Source organism: Rhodoglobus sp. G.S.23 (genome assembly GCF_056675935.1).
Map to the genome: position 1 here is coordinate 611,696 of NZ_CM155237.1, position 21,577 is coordinate 633,272.

General features: G+C 58.7%; 21 protein-coding genes. 14 read left to right on the forward strand and 7 right to left on the reverse strand.

Annotated features, from left to right (window positions below):
• Entirely contained in the window at window positions 1–1,314 is a 1,314-nt protein-coding gene (locus tag AC1ENN_RS02975) for a zf-HC2 domain-containing protein (protein ID WP_480406634.1), read from the forward strand.
• 190 nt (window positions 1,315–1,504) lie between these two features.
• Here AC1ENN_RS02975 and AC1ENN_RS02980 read toward each other — a convergent pair whose 3' ends face one another.
• The 6 genes from AC1ENN_RS02980 to AC1ENN_RS03005 form a co-directional block, all read right to left on the reverse strand.
• Window positions 1,505–2,263, reverse strand: a complete 759-nt coding sequence (locus tag AC1ENN_RS02980; RefSeq protein WP_449648296.1) for a succinate dehydrogenase iron-sulfur subunit — start codon at window positions 2,261–2,263, stop codon at window positions 1,505–1,507.
• On the reverse strand, window positions 2,263–4,077 hold the full coding sequence (sdhA, locus tag AC1ENN_RS02985) for a succinate dehydrogenase flavoprotein subunit (protein ID WP_449648295.1): 1,815 nt from the start codon (window positions 4,075–4,077) through the stop codon (window positions 2,263–2,265). The genes AC1ENN_RS02980 and sdhA overlap by 1 nt, the downstream gene beginning before the upstream one ends.
• Window positions 4,078–4,524: a succinate dehydrogenase hydrophobic membrane anchor subunit gene (locus AC1ENN_RS02990; RefSeq protein WP_449648294.1), complete on the reverse strand. Its 447-nt coding sequence runs from the start codon at window positions 4,522–4,524 to the stop codon at window positions 4,078–4,080.
• A 2-nt stretch (window positions 4,525–4,526) separates the two neighbouring features.
• Window positions 4,527–4,937, reverse strand: a complete 411-nt coding sequence (gene sdhC / locus AC1ENN_RS02995; protein ID WP_449648508.1) for a succinate dehydrogenase, cytochrome b556 subunit — start codon at window positions 4,935–4,937, stop codon at window positions 4,527–4,529.
• 317 nt (window positions 4,938–5,254) lie between these two features.
• Window positions 5,255–5,569: a MerR family transcriptional regulator gene (locus tag AC1ENN_RS03000; RefSeq protein WP_480406635.1), complete on the reverse strand. Its 315-nt coding sequence runs from the start codon at window positions 5,567–5,569 to the stop codon at window positions 5,255–5,257.
• A gap of 93 nt (window positions 5,570–5,662) precedes the next feature.
• Entirely contained in the window at window positions 5,663–6,814 is a 1,152-nt protein-coding gene (locus AC1ENN_RS03005; RefSeq protein WP_480391774.1) for a glycosyltransferase family 4 protein, read from the reverse strand.
• Between the two features lie 90 nt (window positions 6,815–6,904).
• Here AC1ENN_RS03005 and AC1ENN_RS03010 point away from each other — a divergent pair, with 90 nt between their 5' ends.
• The 8 genes from AC1ENN_RS03010 (at window position 6,905) to AC1ENN_RS03045 (ending at window position 16,803) form a co-directional block, all read left to right on the forward strand.
• The gene (locus tag AC1ENN_RS03010; RefSeq protein ID WP_449648291.1) at window positions 6,905–8,026 is read left to right on the forward strand and encodes a mannose-1-phosphate guanylyltransferase; all 1,122 of its coding nucleotides are present in this window, start codon (window positions 6,905–6,907) and stop codon (window positions 8,024–8,026) included.
• 130 nt (window positions 8,027–8,156) lie between these two features.
• Entirely contained in the window at window positions 8,157–9,254 is a 1,098-nt protein-coding gene (locus AC1ENN_RS03015; RefSeq protein ID WP_480406636.1) for a BMP family lipoprotein, read from the forward strand.
• A 122-nt stretch (window positions 9,255–9,376) separates the two neighbouring features.
• Window positions 9,377–10,891, forward strand: coding sequence for an ABC transporter ATP-binding protein (locus AC1ENN_RS03020; protein ID WP_480391775.1), 1,515 nt, complete (start codon window positions 9,377–9,379; stop codon window positions 10,889–10,891).
• On the forward strand, window positions 10,888–12,219 hold the full coding sequence (locus tag AC1ENN_RS03025) for an ABC transporter permease (RefSeq protein ID WP_480391776.1): 1,332 nt from the start codon (window positions 10,888–10,890) through the stop codon (window positions 12,217–12,219). The genes AC1ENN_RS03020 and AC1ENN_RS03025 overlap by 4 nt, the downstream gene beginning before the upstream one ends.
• Window positions 12,219–13,499 carry an ABC transporter permease gene (locus AC1ENN_RS03030; protein ID WP_449648287.1) on the forward strand — a complete coding sequence of 427 codons (1,281 nt, stop codon included), beginning with the start codon at window positions 12,219–12,221 and terminating at the stop codon, window positions 13,497–13,499. The genes AC1ENN_RS03025 and AC1ENN_RS03030 overlap by 1 nt, the downstream gene beginning before the upstream one ends.
• A gap of 4 nt (window positions 13,500–13,503) precedes the next feature.
• Window positions 13,504–13,920 carry a cytidine deaminase gene (locus AC1ENN_RS03035; RefSeq protein ID WP_010205718.1) on the forward strand — a complete coding sequence of 139 codons (417 nt, stop codon included), beginning with the start codon at window positions 13,504–13,506 and terminating at the stop codon, window positions 13,918–13,920.
• Window positions 13,913–15,226 carry a thymidine phosphorylase gene (locus tag AC1ENN_RS03040; RefSeq protein WP_449648286.1) on the forward strand — a complete coding sequence of 438 codons (1,314 nt, stop codon included), beginning with the start codon at window positions 13,913–13,915 and terminating at the stop codon, window positions 15,224–15,226. The genes AC1ENN_RS03035 and AC1ENN_RS03040 overlap by 8 nt, the downstream gene beginning before the upstream one ends.
• An 86-nt stretch (window positions 15,227–15,312) precedes the next feature.
• Complete coding sequence (locus AC1ENN_RS03045) at window positions 15,313–16,803, forward strand: MFS transporter (protein WP_480391777.1); 1,491 nt, start codon at window positions 15,313–15,315, stop codon at window positions 16,801–16,803.
• Here AC1ENN_RS03045 and uriH read toward each other — a convergent pair.
• Window positions 16,800–17,747 (reverse strand): uridine-preferring nucleoside hydrolase UriH, encoded by a 948-nt coding sequence (gene uriH, locus AC1ENN_RS03050; RefSeq protein ID WP_480406637.1) that lies wholly within the window; start codon window positions 17,745–17,747, stop codon window positions 16,800–16,802. The two genes, AC1ENN_RS03045 and uriH, sit on opposite strands and share 4 nt — an antisense overlap.
• Window positions 17,748–17,795: 48 nt before the next feature.
• On the opposite strand from uriH, the gene AC1ENN_RS03055 reads away from it, so the two are divergent.
• The 5 genes from AC1ENN_RS03055 to AC1ENN_RS03075 are packed head-to-tail and all read left to right on the forward strand — an operon-like array spanning window position 17,796 to window position 21,545.
• Window positions 17,796–18,974 (forward strand): adenosylhomocysteinase, encoded by a 1,179-nt coding sequence (locus AC1ENN_RS03055; RefSeq protein WP_480406638.1) that lies wholly within the window; start codon window positions 17,796–17,798, stop codon window positions 18,972–18,974.
• Window positions 18,974–19,645, forward strand: coding sequence for an IclR family transcriptional regulator (locus AC1ENN_RS03060; protein WP_449648282.1), 672 nt, complete (start codon window positions 18,974–18,976; stop codon window positions 19,643–19,645). The genes AC1ENN_RS03055 and AC1ENN_RS03060 overlap by 1 nt, the downstream gene beginning before the upstream one ends.
• Window positions 19,646–19,702: 57 nt before the next feature.
• Window positions 19,703–20,824, forward strand: coding sequence for an adenosine deaminase (locus AC1ENN_RS03065; protein WP_449648281.1), 1,122 nt, complete (start codon window positions 19,703–19,705; stop codon window positions 20,822–20,824).
• A 2-nt stretch (window positions 20,825–20,826) separates the two neighbouring features.
• Window positions 20,827–21,276, forward strand: coding sequence for a PTS sugar transporter subunit IIA (locus tag AC1ENN_RS03070; protein WP_480391780.1), 450 nt, complete (start codon window positions 20,827–20,829; stop codon window positions 21,274–21,276).
• Window positions 21,273–21,545, forward strand: coding sequence for a PTS sugar transporter subunit IIB (locus tag AC1ENN_RS03075; RefSeq protein WP_449648279.1), 273 nt, complete (start codon window positions 21,273–21,275; stop codon window positions 21,543–21,545). The genes AC1ENN_RS03070 and AC1ENN_RS03075 overlap by 4 nt, the downstream gene beginning before the upstream one ends.
• Window positions 21,546–21,577 lie beyond the last annotated feature (32 nt).

Genomic DNA, 21,577 nt, shown 5'->3' on the forward strand with positions numbered 1-21,577 from the left:
GTGGATGAGATCGCCGACTATGAAGACCCAAGCACTATCGATGACCCCGTTACTCTCGCGCTCGACCGCACGCTCACCGCGCAGGCATTTCGTGGACTCCCCGAGCGTTGGCAATCAGTGCTGTGGTACACCGAGGTAGAAGGGATGGACCCTCACGAGGTTGCACCCATTCTTGGCATGAGCGCCAATGGCGTCGCAGCGCTGTCGTATCGCGCACGTGAGGGTCTTCGCAAGGCGTGGTTGCAGGCTCACATCAACGATGCTTCGGCATCCGGTGAATGCCAGTGGGCGATGTCCAAATTTGGTGAGCATGCCCGTCAGAGTCTGAGCGAGCGGGATTCGCGTCGAGTGAATTCTCATCTCGAGTCCTGCGCGCGCTGTGCGATTGTCTGTGAGGAAATTGACGAGGTTGGGTCACGCCTCGCACTCGTCATGATTCCGTTGCTGCTCGGTGGCGTTGCCGGTGGTGGTTTCTTAAGTGCGTTCGCGCAGTCCGGGGCAGTCTCTCTCACAGCGGCAGCCGCGCCAGCAATGCCGGCAGCGGTGCTCGGTGGAACCCACTTTGCTGGTGTCACAGCGGGGACGGCCGCGAGTGGGGCAACCGTCGGAGCGCTGCCGGTAGCTCTTGCCGGTTCACTTGCCGCTGCCGTTGCCCTCACCGGCTCTCTCGTTGTGATGGGACCTCGCGATGATACTCCTTCGATTGCAGCACCGACTACGCAGTCGTCCGACACTCAGGGCGAAGTTAGCGCGTCAATTTCGCCGGTGAATGACGATCTAGGCGCCGGTCGTTCAGCTCCCGGAAACCTTGTCATTCCGACTGTGCCGTCGATGGAGGCTGGAACCGGGGATAGCGCAAATTCGACCGAAGGTCTCGGGGGAGTCGTTGGCGGTGTTGGCAATGCGATTGGCATTCTCGTCGACTCTGTTGTCGGCAGTATTAGCGGGGGAGCAGCGCCGGAAGGGCACACGGCACCCGGCGGGGTGGTCGGCGCCGACATCGACCTGAACCTTGCAGGAACCGCGACCCCGGGAGCACATCTCTCGTTGCAGGGGGCAGGCATTGTCTATGCGACCACGACGGTTTCAAGCAACGGGACGTTCGTTCTCACAGTCACCGGGGTTCCTGGAGGGCTTGCGTCGCTCGACCTCGTGCAAACTGTTGACCGCAATTACCTTGCGGGAATTGTCGGTGGGGGAGGACTGCTGGGTGGCATTCTTGGGAGTCTCGATGGTCTCATCAATGACCTCATCAAGCCCCTGAGCCTTTCGAGCGGAGCCAACCAGGGCATCACCATCCACTTGCTGAATTAGAGACTGCTTTTCAGTTCCCCAAAACAGTTTCAGGAATGGCGTCATAGTTCGGGCTCAACCCAGTCTCTATAGTGAGCCTCCTGAGGCTTCTGCCTAGTCGTGCACCGTGGGTGACGCACGTTAAGCGACATCGGCCCTGTGGCTACCGCGGTAGCAACAGGGCCGATCTCAAGTCGTACAGGGAACGCCGCTAGGGTCGTCCCTTGATGATGGCCTGCTTCACTTCAGCAATCGCCTGAGTGACTTGGATGCCGCGGGGGCAGGCGTCGGTGCAGTTGAAGGTAGTGCGGCAACGCCACACGCCCTCTTTGTCGTTGAGGATGTCGAGGCGAACCTGCGAACCCTCATCGCGAGAGTCGAAAATAAAGCGGTGGGCATTCACGATGGCGGCAGGACCGAAGTACTGTCCATCAGTCCAGAACACGGGGCAGCTCGACGTGCACGCAGCACACAGGATGCACTTAGTGGTGTCATCGAAACGTGCGCGCTCCACCGGGCTCTGCTTGCGCTCTTTGCCACCCTTGACAGGGCCAGCCATCAAGAAGGGGTTGACCTCCTTGAAGGAGTCAAAGAACGGCTCCATGTCGACGATCAAGTCTTTCTCCAGCGGGAGACCCTTGATGGCTTCAACGGTGATCGGCTTCGAGATGTCGAGATCTTTGATCAGCGTCTTGCACGCCAGGCGATTGCGGCTGTTGATGCGCATTGCATCAGAACCACATACCCCGTGAGCGCACGAGCGACGGAACGTCAGCGAGCCATCCATCTCCCACTTGATCTTGTGCAGAGCGTCCAAAATCCTGTCGGTCGCGAGGACCTCCAAAGCAAAGTCTTCCCAGCGCGGCTCGTCGTCAATTTCCGGGTCAAATCGACGGACGCGCAGCGTTATGTTCAGGGTAGGAATGGCCTGTGGTGCGGCAGGCTTTTTGTCAGCGACGGCAGTGCTCATTAGTACTTTCTCTCCATCGGCGGGTAGTTGGTGATCACTACTGGCTTCCAATCAAGTCGGATGTGGTCACCCGCCTCTTCTGATTCTGGGTCGCCCGTGAGGTACGCCATCGTGTGCACGAGGAAATTCTCGTCATCACGGTTGGGATAGTCCTCACGCATGTGGCCGCCACGGCTTTCCTTGCGTGAACGAGCCGAGAATACGAGCACTTCGGCGAGGTCAAGCAGGAAGCCAAGTTCTACGGCTTCGAGCAGGTCGGTGTTGAACCGCTTGCCCTTGTCGTGAAGTTGGATGTTCCGGTAACGAGCACGCAGGTTCTGGATGAGCGTGGTGACCTCAGCGAGGCTCTCATCGGTGCGGAAAATCTGGGCGTTGCGGTCCATCGAGACCTGCAACTCTTTACGGATCGTGGCAATACGCTCGGTGCCATCACCGGCCCGAACCATGTCGAGGATGTCCTTAACGCCGCCGGCAGGATTCTCGGGCAGCGGCACAAACTCGGCAGTCTTCACGTATTCGACGGCGGCCTTTCCGGCCCGCTTTCCGAAGACGTTGATGTCGAGCAGCGAATTAGTGCCCAGACGGTTGGAGCCGTGAACGGAAACACATGCACACTCGCCGGCGGCGTAGAGGCCCTTGACGACATCCGTGTTGTTGCGAAGCACTTCGGCCTGAACGTTGGTCGGGATGCCACCCATGGCGTAGTGCGCGGTCGGCAGCACAGGAACGGGCTCGGTGTAGGGCTCAACACCGAGGTAGGTGCGAGCGAACTCGGTGATGTCTGGCAGCTTTTCGTCAATGACGGCGGGCTCGAGGTGCGTGATGTCGAGGAACAGGTAGTCCTTGTCTGGACCAGCTCCACGACCTTCGCGAATCTCGGTGGCCATCGAGCGCGCAACGATGTCACGCGGAGCGAGGTCCTTGAGCGTCGGCGTGTAGCGCTCCATGAAGCGCTCACCCTCGGAGTTGCGCAGGATAGCGCCCTCTCCACGTGCAGCTTCGGAGAGCAGGATGCCGAGACCAGCCAACCCGGTGGGGTGGAACTGGAAGAACTCCATGTCTTCGAGAGGCAGGCCCTTGCGCCAGATGATCCCGACGCCGTCACCGGTGAGGGTGTGAGCATTGGATGTGGTCTTGAAAATCTTGCCGAATCCGCCAGTAGCAAAGATGGTGGCCTTCGACTGGAACACGTGGAGGTCACCGGTGGCGAGTTCGTAGGCAACGACGCCAGCGGGCTCTTCAACGCCGTCGACCTCGGTCATGATGAGGTCGAGTACGTAGAACTCGTTGAAGAAGTTGATGCCGAGTTTGACGCAGTTTTGGTACAGAGTCTGAAGAATCATGTGACCAGTGCGGTCAGCGGCGTAGCAGGCACGGCGTACAGGGGCCTTGCCGTGCTCGCGAGTGTGACCACCGAAGCGACGCTGATCAATCTTGCCGTCGGCGGTGCGGTTGAACGGAAGACCCATATTTTCAAGGTCGACCACGGCGTCGATTGCCTCTTTGGCGAGGATTTCGGCTGCGTCTTGGTCAACGAGGTAGTCGCCACCCTTGACGGTGTCGTAGGTGTGCCATTCCCAGTTGTCTTCTTCAACATTGGCAAGGGCCGCTGCCATGCCACCCTGCGCTGCACCGGTGTGCGAACGCGTGGGGTAGAGCTTGGAGATGACCGCAGTCTTGGCGTGCGGGCCGGCTTCAATAGCGGCACGCATGCCAGCGCCGCCGGCGCCAACGATCACAATGTCGAATTGGTGGTAATGGACTCCATCGATGATGGTTCCGTCGGCGATATCGCCAGTATTAATCGTAGACAATTAGCGTCCCTCACAGATGCTGGCTAACAGAGCTGGGTCAGCTCCGGCGGGGCAGGGATCGAAGGTGGTAATCACCAGGGTTCCCAAAAGGATCAGGATCGCCGTGGATGCGGCGATTCCAATCAGTAGAACTTTTCGCACCTTGGGGTTGGTTGCGTAGTCGTTGACGAGCGTGCGCATCCCGTTACCGCCGTGGATCAAAGCGAGCCACAGCATGAGGCCATCCCAGACTGCCCAGAACGGGTCGGAGAGCTTTCCGCCGACAAACGCGAAGTCAATTGCCTTGACGCCTTCGCCGGCAACAAGGTTGACGAAGAGGTGGCCGAAGATGAGAACGATGAGCACTACGCCAGAGGCGCGCATGTAGATCCATCCCCATTTTTCCCAGTTGACTCCGCCAGTGCGGCGGCCACGGGTGGGGGTGCGGGGGGCTTCGATGAGACTCATGCTCAACCTCCGAAGACGTGCATTAGCTGGCGGGGAATGAATCCGGCGAGCAGAACAAGCCAGAGTCCGATGACCACCCAGAACATTGCGCGTTGGTGTTTCGCGCCGAATGCCCAGAAGTCGATCAGGATGATGCGCAGGCCGTTAAAGGCGTGGAAGGCAATTGCCGCAACCAGAGCGATCTCTCCAAGACCCATCAACGGAGTCTTGTAGGTCGAAATAACGGCGTTGTAGGCCTCTGGACTCACGCGAACAAGTGCGGTGTCAAGAATGTGAACAAGAAGGAAGAAGTAGATGGCGACACCGGTAATGCGGTGAAGCACCCACGACCACATGCCCTCGTTGCCCCGGTACAGGGTGCCGGCAGGTCTTTTGGGTGAGCGGATCTTCGGGGGAGACTGCGGCTCCGCCACTAGGTTGCTCGCCGACTTCTCTGGCACGAGGACCCTCCTTGCGGTGTGGGGTCGCGTCCACCGCGACCGATGAGTGTCCGCACAGGCGGACCTACCCAGTCTATTCCTGCGCGGAGCGCCTTGCTTCCCACCTCACGCTAAATAGCCGCAAATCCGGGATGATTTCGTGAATTCTCGGAAAGTTAACGGGCTACAGTCTTTTCCCGCGCAGTTTCTTTCGATACTTCACTGCTGACGGCTGTCTCGTCATCATCGCGCACGGCCAGTGATGCTCGATACCACTCAATCTTCTGAGTGATTCCGGCAAGGTGTTGCTGTTACTCGGCCAGTTCGCGGGCAACATTCTCTCGATGTTGTTCGAGCAACCGCATCCGGTCTGCGGAGGTGTCTTGTGGGCTGCGAACGAGATCGGCATACTCGCGAATGGTGCGGATAGGCATCCCGGTTCGTCGAAGGTGACTGATGAATTCGACAGCTTTCACATCGATCTCGCGGTAGCGGCGTTGTCCGTTTGCTAGCCGCGGCACGACCAGGATGCCCGCCTTTTCGTAATAGCGCAGCGTGTGGTCAGTGACGCCTGTTGCTGCAGCAACCTCACCGATTGTTAGTACGCGTTCTTTCGTGTCGCCCATGAGGTCCCGTCGTCTCCGAAGTGTGAGCCAAGCCCATCCTTCTGCCTAGAGTGCACTCTAGGTCACGGCGTTCGAGGAAGCCAGGGAGTATGGTCAGCGCGATCGCGCGTGAGCCCGCTCAGAGGCACGAACAACTCCAGCGGCAATCGTTGCCGTGTAGTAATCGACGAGCTGCGCACAGACACCGCTCCACGACTTGCCAAGCACTGTGCGTCGACCGGCCTCGCCCATACGGGAGCGCAGCTCAGGGTCGATCACCAATGCCTCAACGAACGCCCGCAGCTGACTTTCGTTGTCTGCCTCGAAGAGAAAGCCGTTCGTGCCGTGATCAATCAGATCGATAGGCCCCCCGGAGCGGGGTGCAACAACGGGCAATCCCGCCGAGTGCGCTTCCTGAAGCGTCTGGCCAAAAGTCTCCTCCGTGCCCGTGTGCACAAAGACATCGAAGGCCGCATACGCCGTTGCCAGCTCTTCGCCGCCCAAGCGACCAAGCCACGTGACCGGGATGCCGGCAAGCTCCTTCTTGACATGAGGAACCGATGAACCGTCTCCGACAATCGCGACGCGCACCCCGTCGAGACCGCGAAGCGCTCTCAGCCGTTCCACTTGCTTCTCGGGCGCGACGCGCCCGACATAGCCAACGACTACCTCCCCGTGGGGAGAGAGCCGCTTGCGCAGCTTTGCCGTTTCGGGGGTCAGTTTCTTTGCAGGGTGATACATCGCGAGGTCAACACCGCGACCCCATCTCTCAAGCTTTGTCAGCCCGATGGCTTTCAGATCGGCCATAGCGGTGCTCGACGGAGCGAGAGTGAGTTGAGCACCATCGTGGATCCAGCGCACGATGCGCCACGCCAGTTTCGTTGCCGGACCGAGGCGATGGCGGCGAGCGTAACCGGCGACATCCGTCTGGAAGATTGCGACGGTGGCAATGCCGAGCCGATTGGCGGAGGCAATTGCCTGCGCCCCTAAGAGAAAAGGTGCTGCCGCGTGAACGACATCCGGCCGAAAGTCGGCGATGAGTTTGTGCACCTGCGGGTTGGGGAGCCCGACCGGAAATTGGCGGTAGGCGAGCGCTGGTACCGAGTGAACGGTGAAACCCGCATAAGTGGCGGGGGCGCCTGCCGCGGGACAAATCACGATTGCTTCGTGGCCCTCGGCGCTCAAGTAGTCGAGCACCTTGCTCACGCTATTGGTGACGCCATTGACCGTGGGAAGAAAACTTTCGCTAACAATGGCGACCCGCAAATTCAGCACCTCAATCGGTTGTCGTACTGGTCACGCTAGGAGGTGCGAACAACGGGCGAGTTAACGGGCGCTGAAGTCTAGGGTGGATGTATGAGCCAACTTCAGGCACCTTTCGACAATTTCTACAGTGTGATCCCTGCCGGTGGCATCGGATCGCGACTGTGGCCGCTGTCGCGGGCAGATGCTCCCAAGTTTTTGCACGATCTCACCGGGTCAGGTCAGACACTGCTTCGCGACACCTGGGATCGACTCGCACCGCTATCTGGCCCCGACCGCATCATGGTCGTCACGGGGCGAGCGCATCGTGCAGCTGTCGAAAAGCAGCTTCCCGAATTGAGCGACGCCAACGTTGTGCTGGAGAGTGAACCGAAAGATTCCTCCGCCGCCATCGGGCTTGCCGCCGCGATACTGCTCAAGCGCGACCCCAACGTCGTTATCGGGTCGTTTGCTGCTGATCACGTTATTCGCGACATCCGCGGATTTCGTCGCAGCGTGCGCGAAGCTATTGCTGTCGCGAACGCTGGCTACATTGCGGCAATTGGAATCACACCGTCCGAACCGGCAATCGGGTTTGGATACATTCACTGCAGCGGCGCGATTGATGTTGATGGCGCTCCGAGCGCCGTCTCTGTTGAATCATTCGTCGAGAAGCCAGACTTTGCGACCGCTGAGTCCTATTTGACCAGTGGCGACTATCTCTGGAACGCCGGGATGTTCATCTCGCGTGCCGATGTCCTGCTTGAGCAATTGGGCAAAGCCGAGCCAGAGTTGCTCGTCGGGCTCACCGAACTTGCCGAAGCTTGGGATACCCCAGCTCGCGGCGCTGTTGTTGACCGGGTGTGGCCGCACCTCGCCAAGATCGCGATCGATTACACGGTTGCAGAACCTGCTGCCGCGGAGGGGCGACTTGTTGTTGTTCCTGGCGACTTCGATTGGGACGACGTTGGAGACTTTGCGTCGATCGCTAAATTGCACTCCGGCGGTCGCAAATCTGACCTCGCGATTCTCGGTGAAAATGCTCGCGTACTCGCCGACAAATCCACCGGAGTAGTGATTAGCCAGACTGACCGGCTTATTTCCCTAATTGGGGTAAACGACATTGTCGTGGTCGATACTCCAGACGCTTTGCTGGTTACGACAACTGCGAACGCTCAACGCGTCAAATCTGTAGTGGATGCTCTAAAAATCTCTGGCCGCAACGATGTGTTGTGACGATGTGATTTCGCATTTGTAACCATTCGGCTTCAGCGCTCATATTCGCACATTCGTTTTCTTGATTCTTCGGTAGCGTAGGTGAATCATGTTTCGACAATTTCTGTCGAACAGCATCTTGGAGGACACCTTGAGAATCAGCACTCACGGCCGCACACTCAGCGGCATGGCGCTCGTTGCAACGAGCGCACTCGTACTCGCCGGTTGCGCAGCAGCACCGGAAGAGTCCGCAGAGGGTTCGGGCGAAGCGCTCGACTTCCTCCCCTGCATGGTTTCTGACTCTGGCGGATTCGACGACAAGTCGTTCAACCAGCTCGGTTATGAAGGTATCGAAAAGGCAGCCGACGAACTCGGCGTTGACTTCCTCACTGTTGAGTCGACTAGCGACGCAGACTACGCACCCAACATCGAGAGCCTCATTGCCGAGGGTTGCGACCTGATCGTTACTGTTGGGTTCAACCTTTCCGCTGCAACCGTTGAGTTTGCTCTGGCAAACCCCGACGTCAACTTCGCAATTGTTGATGACGCCGCTGACAACGACTTCGACGGCACGACCGACGCAGACAACATCAAGCCGATCCTCTTCGACACTGCAGGCGCAGCGTTCCTCGCAGGATACGCAGCAGCAAGCTACTCGACCACCGGTGTTGTTGGAACCTACGGCGGAATGAACTTCCCGACCGTTTCGATCTTCATGGATGGCGCAGCACAGGGTGTTGACTACTACAACTCCGAAAAGGGTGCAGCAGTCACGGTCCGCGGTTGGGATGTCGCAGCACAGGACGGAACGTTCATCGGTAGCTTCGCTCCCGGAACCGACTCGCGTGCAGCAGCACAGAACCTGATCGACCAGGGTGCAGACGTTCTGCTTCCCGTCGGTGGCCCGATCTTCCAGAGCGCAGTTGAGGCAATTCGCGACTCCGGCAAGGACATCGCCATGATCGGTGTTGACGCTGACCTGACCGAGACCGAGACCGCAGCAGCGGACTTGTTCCTCACCTCGATCCTCAAGCAGATCAGTGTTGCTGTTGAAGAGGTCGTAATGGAAGCATCGAGCGGTTCGCTTGACACCACTCCCTACATTGGAACCCTCGAAAACGGTGGAGTTGGCATCGCGCCGTTCCACGACTTCGAGTCCAAGGTTGACGGCGGCCTCGAGGCAGAGCTCGTCGCTGTAAAGGACGGCATCATCTCCGGCGACATCGCCGTGAAGTCGTACCTCAACTAGGTATAAAGAACTGAGGGGGCTGGCCTGAGGGTCAGCCCCCTTCGTTTTGGACTAGTCTTCTGAGGCTAATCTTGTGAAATCAAACGACGGCGACGACGCCGAATCAGCACTGAGGAGAGATTGTGAAACTTGAGCTGCGAGGTATAACCAAGCGCTTTGGTGACCTAATCGCGAACGATCATATTGATCTCACAATCGAAGAGGGCGAGATCCATTGCCTCCTCGGCGAGAACGGCGCGGGCAAGTCAACGTTGATGAATGTTCTCTACGGCCTGTATCAGGCTGAAGAGGGCGAGATTCTCATCGACGACGAAGTACGCCACTTCGCCGGCCCTGGAGACGCTATGCGTTCCGGCATTGGCATGGTCCACCAGCACTTCATGTTGATCCCTGTCTTTAGCGTCGCGGAGAACGTGGCGCTCGGGCACGAAGAGGTCTACGGACCAGGGCTACTGAATCTCGACGCCGCGCGCACCCTCGTGCGAGACATTTCGGCACGATTCGGATTCGACATCGATCCCGACGCCCTTGTCGAAGATCTCCCCGTGGGAGTTCAGCAGCGGGTTGAGATCGTCAAGGCGCTCTCCCGTGAGGCGAAGGTTCTCGTTTTTGATGAGCCAACCGCCGTATTAACGCCCCAAGAGACTGACGAGTTCATGGCCATCATGCGCCAACTCAAGTCAGAGGGCACTTCCATTGTTTTCATTACGCACAAACTGCGTGAGGTTCGCGAAGTCGCTGACCGCATCACGGTCATCCGCCTAGGCAAGGTTGTTGGTGAAGCCGACCCCAGCGCCGACAAGGAAGAACTTGCATCGCTCATGGTCGGTCGTGCCGTAGACCTCACGATCGATAAGGCACCTGCGCAACTTACGGAAAATTCTCTCGTCATCGAGAATCTGTCGATAGCTGATGAGTTCGGCAACCGTGCTGTGAAGGACCTCAGTGTCACTGTTCAGGGTGGTGAGATTCTCGCAATTGCAGGTGTGCAAGGTAACGGACAGACCGAGCTCGCCGAGGCACTGTTGGGGATGCAGCCACGCGCATCCGGTTCGATCTCTCTGAATGGCAAAGAACTATTGGGCCTCAACGCCCGCCAAATTCTTGATGAGGGTGTTGGCTACGTGCCGGAAGACCGCACGCTTGATGGTCTGGTTGGCGGGTTCAGTATTGCCGAGAATCTCATGCTTGACCGCAGTGACGGGGCACCCTTCGTGCAGTACGGCACTCTCAAGACAGACACGCTGAATGAGTTTGCCGTCGACAAGCTCGAAGCGTTCGACATTCGCGCCCAGAGCATTCACGAAAGCGTTTCCCAGCTTTCGGGTGGTAACCAACAGAAGGTTGTATTGGCGCGCGAACTGAGTCGCGAGCTATCACTTCTCGTCGTCTCGCAACCAACCCGAGGTCTCGATGTTGGATCTATTGAGTTCGTTCACGAGCAGATCGTTGGCGTGCGCGATCGCGGACTTCCCGTGATTGTCGTGTCGACAGAACTCGACGAAGTTGTCTCCCTAGCTGACCGTATCGCGGTCATGTACAAGGGCCAGATTGTTGGAATCGTACCGGCGGACACCCCCCGCGAAAAACTCGGCCTCATGATGGCCGGCGAACGCATTACGGAGGAGGCAGCATGAGCGAGCCAACGTCCCAGAAACCAGAAGATCAGAAACCAGAAGATCAGAAACCAGAAGATCAGAATGCTGAAGATCAGTCGTCTGTAGATCAGTCGTCTGAAGCGGCAGCGTTGACCCAGGGTGCCGAGAACTCGGAGACCAATCAGGACACCGCTCGGTGGACGAATGCGTTCCGCGAAATTGCGTCGGGCAACGCTCTCCTTTCGGTGCTTGCCGTCCTTCTGGCAATCATTATCGGCGGAGTGCTCATTGCCCTGACCGACCCTGATGTTCAGGATGCGGCCGGATACTTCTTCGCCCGCCCCGGCGACCTTTTTGCCGCGATCGGAAGCGCCGTTGGTGGCGCCTACCTCGCTCTCTTCCAGGGATCGGTGTATGACTTCCGCCGCGATGACTTTCTCTCTGCGATCAAGCCACTGACGCAGACACTGGTCTTCGCGACGCCGCTGATCGCAGCCGGTCTCGGTGTTGCCATCGCGTTCCGTGTTGGACTGTTCAACATCGGTGGCCGCGGCCAGATCATCGTCGGTGCAGCATTCGCGGGCTATGCGAGCTTCGCGTGGGATCTGCCCATTGTCATCCACGTTGTAGTCGCCGTCATCATGGGCATCATCGGTGGCGCTCTGTGGGGCGCTATTGCTGGCGTTTTGAAGGCAAGAACCGGAGCGCACGAGGTGATCGTGACGATCATGCTCAACTACGTCGCCTACTACCTGATCAGCTTCTTGCTGCGCACTGATCTACTTAAGAACCCCGGATCCAACAACCCGAAGACTCCGCCCGCCGCTGATAACGCTGTACTTCCGCCGATTTTTGGTGACGGTTTCAAACTCCACTGGGGTTTCATCGTCGTTATTGCGGCCACGGTGTTGGCATGGTGGTTGATTGAACGTTCGAGTCTCGGCTTCAAGTTCCGCGCTGTGGGGCTCAACCCGCATGCGGCTCGAGTTGCCGGCATCAAGGTGGAGCGTCTCTACATCTACGTGATGCTGATCGCCGGTGGCTACGCCGGTCTTGCGGCAAGCACCGAAGTTCTCGGAACTACGACAAGTGGTTTCACTTCTGGGGTGGATGCCGGTATCGGCTTCGACGCTATTACCGTTGCATTGCTTGGCCGCTCAACGCCGTGGGGAACGTTCGCCGCCGGTGTACTGTTCGGGGCGTTCAAGGCTGGTGGATTCACCATGCAGGCTTCGCAGAGTATCCCGATCGACATCGTTCTGGTTGTTCAGTCGCTGATCGTTCTGTTTATCGCAGCTCCGCCGCTCGTGCGTGCTGTGTTCCGTTTGCCGCAACCCGGCGCTCGCGCAAAGAAGGTGGTCAGCTAATGACTCTCACCAAGACTTCAGACAGCAAGAGCCTCGCCGGCTCGAAGATTGATCGCCGCAGTTGGAAGATGCCGATTGCGTTCGCGATTGTCGCCGTGATTTCGGGAGTGTTGTTTATCGGCTTTGCCGAGGATGCGCCTACAGGGTTCAACCTCTCGACTGGGACTGATCTCTTCCAGTTGCCTGTGGTTCATTTGCCTGCGCTGGCCACTGGCATCGTTGTCACGATACTGATGGCGTTGATCTCCATCGTCTCCGCGTACATGATTTCGCAAGACCGTACAGTGCCGACCTGGGTTCCTGTTCTTGGCGCACTATTCGCTCTCACCGGATTTCTTACGTGGGCCGCTGCCGACGAAACGCTGCGCGTTCCTGAACTGCTCGCTGGGGCCCTTGTTCTCGCTGTGCCGCTCATCTTTGGTGCACTCGGCGGTGTGATCTCCGAGCGTGTTGGTGTTGTCAACATCGCCATTGAGGCTCAGCTGCTCGCTGGAGCATTCGTCTCAGCGGTCGTTGGCACAATCACCGCATCCCCCTTTGCTGGACTGTTCGCGGCTGCGGTTGCGGGAATGCTTGTCTCGTTCCTGCTCTCGGTATTCGCAATCAAGTACCTTGTCAACCAGATCATCGTCGGTGTTGTCATCAACGTTCTGGTGTCTGGCCTCACCGGGTTCCTCTACTCGCAGTGGCTTGTTGAGAGCCCAGAGCGGTTGAATAATCCAGAAGGGTTCTCGGTATTGCCGATTCCTTTCTTGAGCGGTATCCCGATTGTCGGACCGGTTCTCTTCAAGCAGACCCTCATCGTTTACTTGCTCTACATCATCGTGGCGGCTGTTGCCTTCGCGCTGTACCGCACTCGCTGGGGACTCCGCCTACGCGCGGTGGGCGAGCACCCCAAGGCTGCTGACACTGTTGGTATCAACGTGACCCGCACGCGATTCTGGAATGTTGCTCTCGCGGGAGCAATTGCTGGTCTCGGTGGAGCATTCATCACGCTGAGCCAGACGGGCCAGTTCGGAAAGGACGTCACGGCTGGAGCCGGCTTTATTGCTCTCGCCGCTGTCATCTTCGGCCGCTGGGATCCGATCAAGGCGACGCTCGCCGCACTGCTCTTCGGTTTCGCCAGCAACCTGCAGAACGCTTTGAGCGTTGTCGGTTCGCCGGTGCCGAGCGAGTTCATGCTCATGCTGCCGTACGTGGTGACAATCATTGCCGTAGCCGGCTTGGTCGGAAAGTCTCGGCCGCCAGCCGCATCCGGAACACCGTACATAAAGGGGTAACGCTATGACGATCGAGCCGCAATCAATTGACTGGGATGCGCTGAGGCTCGTCGCCACAGATGCCCTGAGTCACGCCTACGTTCCCTATTCGAAGTTTCCGGTCGGCGTCGCCGCCATTGTCGACGATGGCCGGATAATTTCGGGAGCCAACGTAGAAAACGCTTCCTATGGCCTCACGCTGTGCGCAGAGTGCACCATGGTCTCCGCACTGCACATGACGGGCGGCGGCAAGCTTGTCGCCTTCACTTGCGTGGATGGCAAAGGCAACGCTCTCATGCCCTGTGGCCGCTGCCGCCAGCTGCTGTTTGAGCACTCCGCTGAAGGCATGCTGCTCGAAACAGTTTCTGGCATCAAAACAATTGACGAAGTAATTCCCGACGCGTTCGGGCCACGCACTCTTGAGGAGTACCGCAGTGAATAACAGTGAAGAAACAGCAATTGAACGATTCGATGCCGTCGATCTCATCCACACCAAGCGCGACAAGGGCGTACTCAGCACCGACCAAATCAACTGGCTCGTGGATGCTTACACTCGCGGTTATGTCGGCGACGAACAGATGGCTGCCATGACAATGGCCATCTTCATCAACGGTATGGAGCGCGAAGAGATTCGCGACCTCACCCTCGCAATGATCGCCAGTGGCGAGACCCTGAGCTTTGACGGACTCGGCAAGCCAACAACCGACAAGCACTCGACCGGTGGTGTCGGTGACAAAATTACGTTGCCGCTTGCACCCCTGGTTGCGTCGTTCGGCGTTGCCGTGCCGCAGCTTTCCGGCCGCGGCCTTGGCCACACGGGCGGCACACTTGACAAGCTCGAGAGCATTCCCGGCTGGCGTGCCGACCTCAGCAACGAAGAGTTTTATGCGCAACTGCGTGGCGTTGGTGGAGTGATTTGTGCCGCCGGTTCTGGCCTCGCTCCGGCAGACAAGAAGTTGTATGCCCTTCGCGACATCACCGGAACTGTCGAAGCTATTCCGTTGATCGCATCCTCCATCATGAGCAAGAAAATTGCCGAGGGCACCTCTGCTCTCGTGCTTGACGTGAAGTTCGGTTCTGGTGCGTTTATGAAAGACGCGGCTCGCAGTCGAGAACTCGCCGAGACCATGGTTCGCCTCGGTAACGACGCTGGTGTCAAGACAGTTGCCCTGCTCACCAACATGAACGTTCCCCTTGGTCTCACGATCGGAAACGCCAACGAGGTTCGTGAATCTGTTGAGGTGCTCGCCGGTGGTGGACCCGCCGACGTTCGCGCCCTGACTGTCGCATTGGCCCGCGAAATGCTCGCTCAGGTTGGCCAACCCGACGCAGATGTTGAGGCTGCTCTCGACAACGGTCAGGCAATGGATGCTTGGCGCGGCATGATCGCCGCGCAAGGCGGAGACCCGGATGGTGCGCTACCCCAACCCAAGGAAAGCCACGTTGTTCTTGCTGACCGCGACGGTGTTCTCGTCGAACAGGAAGCTCTGCCATTCGGTGTTGCTGCCTGGCGCTTGGGTGCAGGCCGTGCGCGCAAGCAGGACCCGGTTCAGCACGCTGCGGGAATCGATCTCCACGCCAAGCCCGGCGACACGGTGCGAAAGGGTGAACCGCTATTCACTATGCACGCGGATGAGCCGGCTCGATTCGAGCGTGCGCTTGAGTCTCTTGATGGCGCGTACCGCATCGGCGACGCCGGCGACACCGTGCACGATGGCGGACCGCTGATCGCGGGACGCATCGACTAGAACAAACGGAAGTCGCACTAATTTCGGGAGCTTGACTCGGTAAAGGCTGAACGAGGGGTCTCATTTGCTGACGTAAAGTTAGACAAATGACTAAAGCGGATCAGACCACCGCGGGTGCCGGAGCGGCTCTCAGCGACACCGATAAATGGCGTGCCTTTTGGGTTTGTGTCGTCGTTGCGGCGATCACGATCCTGGATCTGTCGAAGGTCAACGTAGCACTACCCTCGATTGAAGATGCACTGGGAGCAAGCTCCACTCAGTTGCAGCTGATCGTCTCTGGCTACGTCTTGACGTTCGGTTTGATTCTGGTGCCGGCTGGCCGGCTGGGAGATCAGCGATCTCGCAAGGCGCTGTTCTTGACCGGACTGACGCTGTTCACTCTCGCCAGTATTGCGTGCGCTATTGCGCCGACGGCCGAACTTTTGCTGGCGTCTCGACTTCTGCAGGGTGTCGCGGCCGGCATCCAAATGCCCCAGGTGATTGGTCTTATCCAGCAGTTGTTCCGCGGGCCAGAGCGTGGTCGGGCCTTCGGTTTGTTCGGCGCAATGATCGGGATCGCAACTGCGTTCGGCCCGACCCTCGGTGGGCTCATGATTGCTCTTGGTGGTGCCCAAGACGGCTGGCGCTACATCTTCTGGATGAATGTTCCTCTCGGCATTATCGCTCTCGTTCTGGCTTGGCGCATCCTTCCCGCGACCTCCAAAGCAACCTATGGGCGCCTCGACCTCGACCCGATCGGTATCGCAATATTTGGCGTCACCGTCTTGGCGCTAATGTGGCCATTCTTGTTCACGACGGGAGCGCCAACTGATGATCCCAACCGATGGTGGTTGCTTGTGGTCTTTGTGCTCGCCGCTGCAGCATTCGTCGCGTGGGAACGTCGCTATGCCGCAGGGGGCCGCGCGCCCCTCGTTCCGCTAAAGCTCTTTCGTATTAGTTCGTTCCGCAATGGAACCATGCTCGCTACGGTCTACTTTGCCGCGATGCCGGCGATGTTCCTCCTCACGACCCTCTACCTGCAACTCGGTCTCGGTCTCGAGCCCGTCTTTGCCGGAATGGTGACAATCGGGTTCGCCCTGACGAGCGCGTTTTCGTCGTGGCGCGGTGGTCTCTTGGTTGAGCGCTACGGTCGCTCGCTGGTTGTTGTGGGACTCGCCATCCTGTTGGTGGGGCTTGGACTTCTCATGGCCGCGGCGATCCTCACTCCGCCGGCAATCACTCCATTCGTGATGGCAGCCGCATTCCTCATCGGAGGAACCGGCGGTGGACTAGTGATTTCGCCCAATCAGACACTCACACTGAACGACATCCCGCCGGTCGAGGGCGGACTTGCTGGATCCGTCGGTCAACTGGGGCAGCGCATCGGCACAGCAATCGGAACTGCTGTAGCACTCTCGCTCTTCTACTCCACGCTCTACAACGAACGAAACAGCAGCCAAGGTACCGTCGAGCTCTACCACCACGCTTACGGTGTCGGGATGCTCTCTGCGACCCTGTTCTTCGCTATCGCAATGCTCATCGGCGTCGTCGACCTTGGTGCGCGAAAGCGTCGCGCTCGGCAAAGCAGCAACGCCTAAAGCTGCGGATCTCCGATGCGCTCGAGAGCGTCGACAACCATTCCCCAGAACTTGGGATGATCGAGGTTGCGAGCGACCTGAGTTGTGCAGTCGGCGGGAGCCGGAGCGCGAAAATCGGCAACGGTCATGCCAAGCGTGAGAGTTCCCGTGAGTTCGACATCCAAGGGCACCTTCACGACCTGCATGACGCTCGGATCGATGACGAAGGCCACGGCACACGGGTCGTGTACCGGCGGGTGGTCGAAACCTTGCGCATCACGGTAGGTCTCGCCGAAGAATTCGAGGAGTTCGCCGACGAAACGAGCGGGGCCGGTGCCGACGGCCGCGATGGATGCCGCAACTTCGTCAGTCGCGAGAGCTTCGTGGGTGAGATCAAGGCCCACCATCGTGAGCGGCCAGCACTCGTTGAAGACAATGTGCGCGGCTTCGGGGTCGATCACGATGTTGAATTCGCTCGTTGCGCTCCAGTTGCCGACGTTGACGCCTCCACCCATGAGCACGACTTGCTTCACGCGTTCGGCAATGCGGGGTTCTTTACGGACAGCGAGAGCGATGTTGGTGAGGGCGCCGGTAGGCACTAGCGTTACGGTGCCTGGCTCGTGGGCCATGACGGTGTCAATAATGAAGTCGACAGCGTGCCGGGCATCCAACTCGATTGTGGGTTCGGGGAGTACGGGACCGTCGAGGCCGGACTCGCCGTGGATAGATTCGGCGACTTCGATTTGGCGAACGAGCGGACGATGGGCGCCGCGGGCAAAGGGGACATCAGTGATGCCGGCGACGCGAGCAATCGCTAGAGCGTTGCGAGTGACCTTCTCGATGGTCTGATTGCCCATCACGGTGGTAACGCCGAGCAACTCGATCTCGGTATTGCCGTGGGCGAGCAGCAGCGCAATCGCGTCGTCGTGCCCGGGGTCGCAGTCGAGGATAATCTTCTCAGCCATACCGAAAAGCATATATGAAAATAAGATTCATATATGTAGAGTGGCGTCATGACTAGTGAACTTGTTGAACGCGCAGCCGCCCGTCTCACGTGGATTCGCTCACGCATGACTCTGCTCGCCGAAATGCGCACACACTTCGCCGAGACCCAACCTTTCGCTGGTCGCCGTATCGGTATGTCTCTGCACCTAGAGCCCAAGACGGCTGTGCTACTCGAAACTCTGGCCGCTGGGGGCGCCGAGATTGTGGCCACCGGAAACCATGGATCGACGCAAGATGACATCGTCGCGTTCTTGCGCGAACAAGGAATGACTATCTTCGGTAGTCGCGATGACACTCCCCATGACCACCACGGGCACATTGTGAACGTGATCGCCGCCGAGCCAGACATCCTGCTCGACAACGGAGCCGACCTCGTTGCCACGGTTGCCGAGTCCGGACTCGCATCCCACATCATTGGTGGAACCGAAGAAACCAGTTCGGGCGGTTACCGGCTGCGGTCAGAACTCGCGGAATACGTGCCGTTTCCTATGGTGCTCATCAACGACAGCCCGCTCGCGCTGCTCGGTGAGAACAAACACGCGGTCGGTCAGTCCGTGGCCGAGAGCTTTATGCGCATCACCAATCTCATGGTTCCCGGGCGACGATTCGTGGTCGCAGGATACGGCTGGTGCGGTCGCGGAGTCGCTCACTACCTTCGCGCCCTTGGCGCAAAAGTTGCCGTAGTAGAAGTTGATGAAATCAAAGCGTTTGAAGCAGCACTAGACGGCTACCGCGTGGCAAACATGCTCGATCTGGCGCAGTGGGGCGAAGTATTCATCACCGCGACCGGGCATCCGCAAGTTTTGGGTACCGACTTCTTCGAGGTGGTCGCTGACGGTGCAATGCTCGTCAATTGCGGTCACTTTCCTTGGGAAATCGATGTGCTCGCCCTGCGCGATCTCGCCATCAGCAGCACCGTAATCGACACCGTTATCGAGCGAATCGATCTTCCAGGAAATCGACACGTCACGCTCCTAGCTGATGGACGCATGATCAATCTCGCCGGCAGTGAACCCAAAGGAAACTCGATCGAATCAATGGACCTCGGGTTTCTGCTCCAAGCGATGTCGCTCGAACGCGTGGCTACTGCCCCTGAGACTCTGGTGTTGGGAGCGCAACCGGTTCCTGACCCCATCAATCGCGAGATTGCCCGCCGCATGCTCATCGCAATGAAGGCAGACCGCTAGTGGTCGCTACACCGGAGTACCCAGCCCCGGCCCTGGAAAAGGGCCTCGACATTCTCGAATTGCTCGCGGAAACTCCGGGGTCGCTGAGCCAGTCAGAGATAGCGGATGCCACGGGACGAAGTACCGGTCAAATATTTCGGGTGCTATCGACCCTGGAGCGTCGCGGTTTTGTGTTCCGCGACAAGCAGTCCGGACTCTATGTGCTGGCGATGAAGCTGCTTGACCTTGCGCACAAGCATTCGCCACTGCGAGGACTGATCAGCGTCTCCTTGCCGATCATGCGGCAGCTAGCGGAGCAGACTCGGCAGTCCTGCAACCTTGCGGTGCTGGATGGAAACAGGGTGCGAGTGATCGCCCAAGTGGAGTCTCCCGCAGACTTTGGTTTCGGCGTGCGCGTGGGGGCTACATTTGAGATCGAGACCACAGGAACCGGTTTCGTGCTTGCAGCAGACAATGCCGAACCCCTCGTGCGCGCAGACACGTTTCATCCCGGCATCACCGATGTTGTCGCTGCTGTGCGGAGCTCGACTGGGACCGTCGCAGCGATTACCGTGCCCTACGTAGCAACCGCTTTCAGTGAAGTTGAAGCAGAACGAGTGCTCCAGCTCGCAGCGGATGCCGCGAAAGAAATCTCAGAAGTGCTCCAAGGGCGAGCATTTACAGAATCTTAACGTCATCCAGCAAAACCACAGAGGGCTTTCAGAGTTTGGCACGGTAGATTTGTGGGTATGAACGCCGCTGTTGAGAATTTTCTGATGCCCGGAGGCAGCGCAAGCATTACTGCGCTCCCCAAGGTTTCCCTGCACGATCACCTCGATGGCGGATTGCGGCCGCAAACAATCGTGGAACTTGCCGAGGAGATCGGCTACGAGATCCCCGAAACAGACCCAGCGAAACTCACTTCCTGGTTTGCTGAGCAAGCAGACTCCGGCTCGCTCGTCGATTACCTCAAGACCTTCGACGTGACTATTGCTGTCATGCAATCTCAAGAGAACCTCAAGCGAGTTGCCCGCGAATTCGTGCACGACCTCGCCGACGACGGTGTTATTTATGGTGAGATTCGGTGGGCACCAGAACAGCACCTGCAGAACGGTCTCGACCTCGATCAGGCTGTCGCTGCGGTGCAAGAGGGGCTCGAAGAAGGAACTGACGCTGTTCGCTCAAGTGGCCGCAGCATCCGTGTTGGCCAACTCTTGAGCTCAATGCGCCAGACCGATCGTGGCACCGAAATTGCCGAGCTCGCGATTCGTCACCGGGATCGTGGAGTTCTCGGTTTCGACATCGCCGGGCCAGAAGCGGGCTACCCCGCTAGCCGAATGCGCGGTGCGTTCGATCTGCTCGCCCACAACTACATTCCGGCCACAGTGCATGCCGGTGAAGCGGATGGCCTCGACAGCATTCGCAGTGCCCTCTTTGACGGCCGCGCCCTGCGATTGGGACACGGAGTGCGCCTAGCCGAAGACATCACGATCGCTCGTGAAGATGACGAAAACACGTACGTCTCACTCGGCGACCTCGCGCAGTGGGTGAAGGACCGTGAGATTGCTCTCGAGCTCAGCCCATCATCCAACCTACAAACCGGTGCAATCGAACAGTGGGGTGACGAACTTGTCGATCATCCCTTCGACCTGCTCTACCAGCTCGGATTCCGGGTCACGGTAAACACCGATAACCGACTGATGAGCGCAACGAGTTTGAGCCGCGAGCTCTCGTTACTGACAGAGGCCTTCGGATACGACCTCACCGATCTTGAGGTCTTCCAGATCAATGCTGCTGCTGCCGCTTTCTTGCCCATCGAAGAGCGCGAGGACCTCGCTGAGGCCATCAGCGCTGGATTCGAAAGCGCGTAACGATGTCGCTGCCTCCGCTTCCTGAATCCGCAATCGACATCGGAGCATTCGCCGCTGACTGGCGTGCCGCCGTTTCGCTCTCCGGGGCGGCATTGGCACGATCCGGTGCTGCCAAGCCCGGCTACGCCATCGAAATGATCCGGATGATCGAAGATCACGGCCCCTACGTCGTGATCGCTCCTGGCCTCGCTTTGGCTCACGCCCGCCCGGGGCCACAGGTTATAGCTAACGGACTGTCGATCGTGACGCTCAAGGAGCCAGTTCGTTTTGGTCACGCCCACAACGATCCCGTTCGGGTTGTGCTCGGGCTAGCGATCTCTGAAGCAGGCGCGCATCTCGCGGCTGTTGCGGCCGTCGCAAATATTTTCAACGACTCTTCGGCGATCGACCAGCTCGCCGAAGCAACAACCGCAGCAGAAGTTCAACACATTATGGGGGTCGTTCCGTCATGAAAATCGTGACCATTTGCGGTGCCGGAATTGGCTCCTCTGGAGTGCTCAAGGTGAACGCCGAGCGCGCACTGCGTGCGCTCGACCTCGAAGCGACCGTTGTTGCCGCTGACGTTAATTCAGTGCGCACTGTCGCAGCCGACGCTCAGATCATTCTCACGAGCCAAGAGTTCGTCGAGGCCATCGGCAAGACAAACGCCGACGTCATCGTCATCGTGAACCTCTTTGACACCTCAGAACTCAAGCAAAAGCTTGAGGACGCCCTCGGGTAAACCCCTCAGACGCCCTCAGCGTTGCTTCGCGC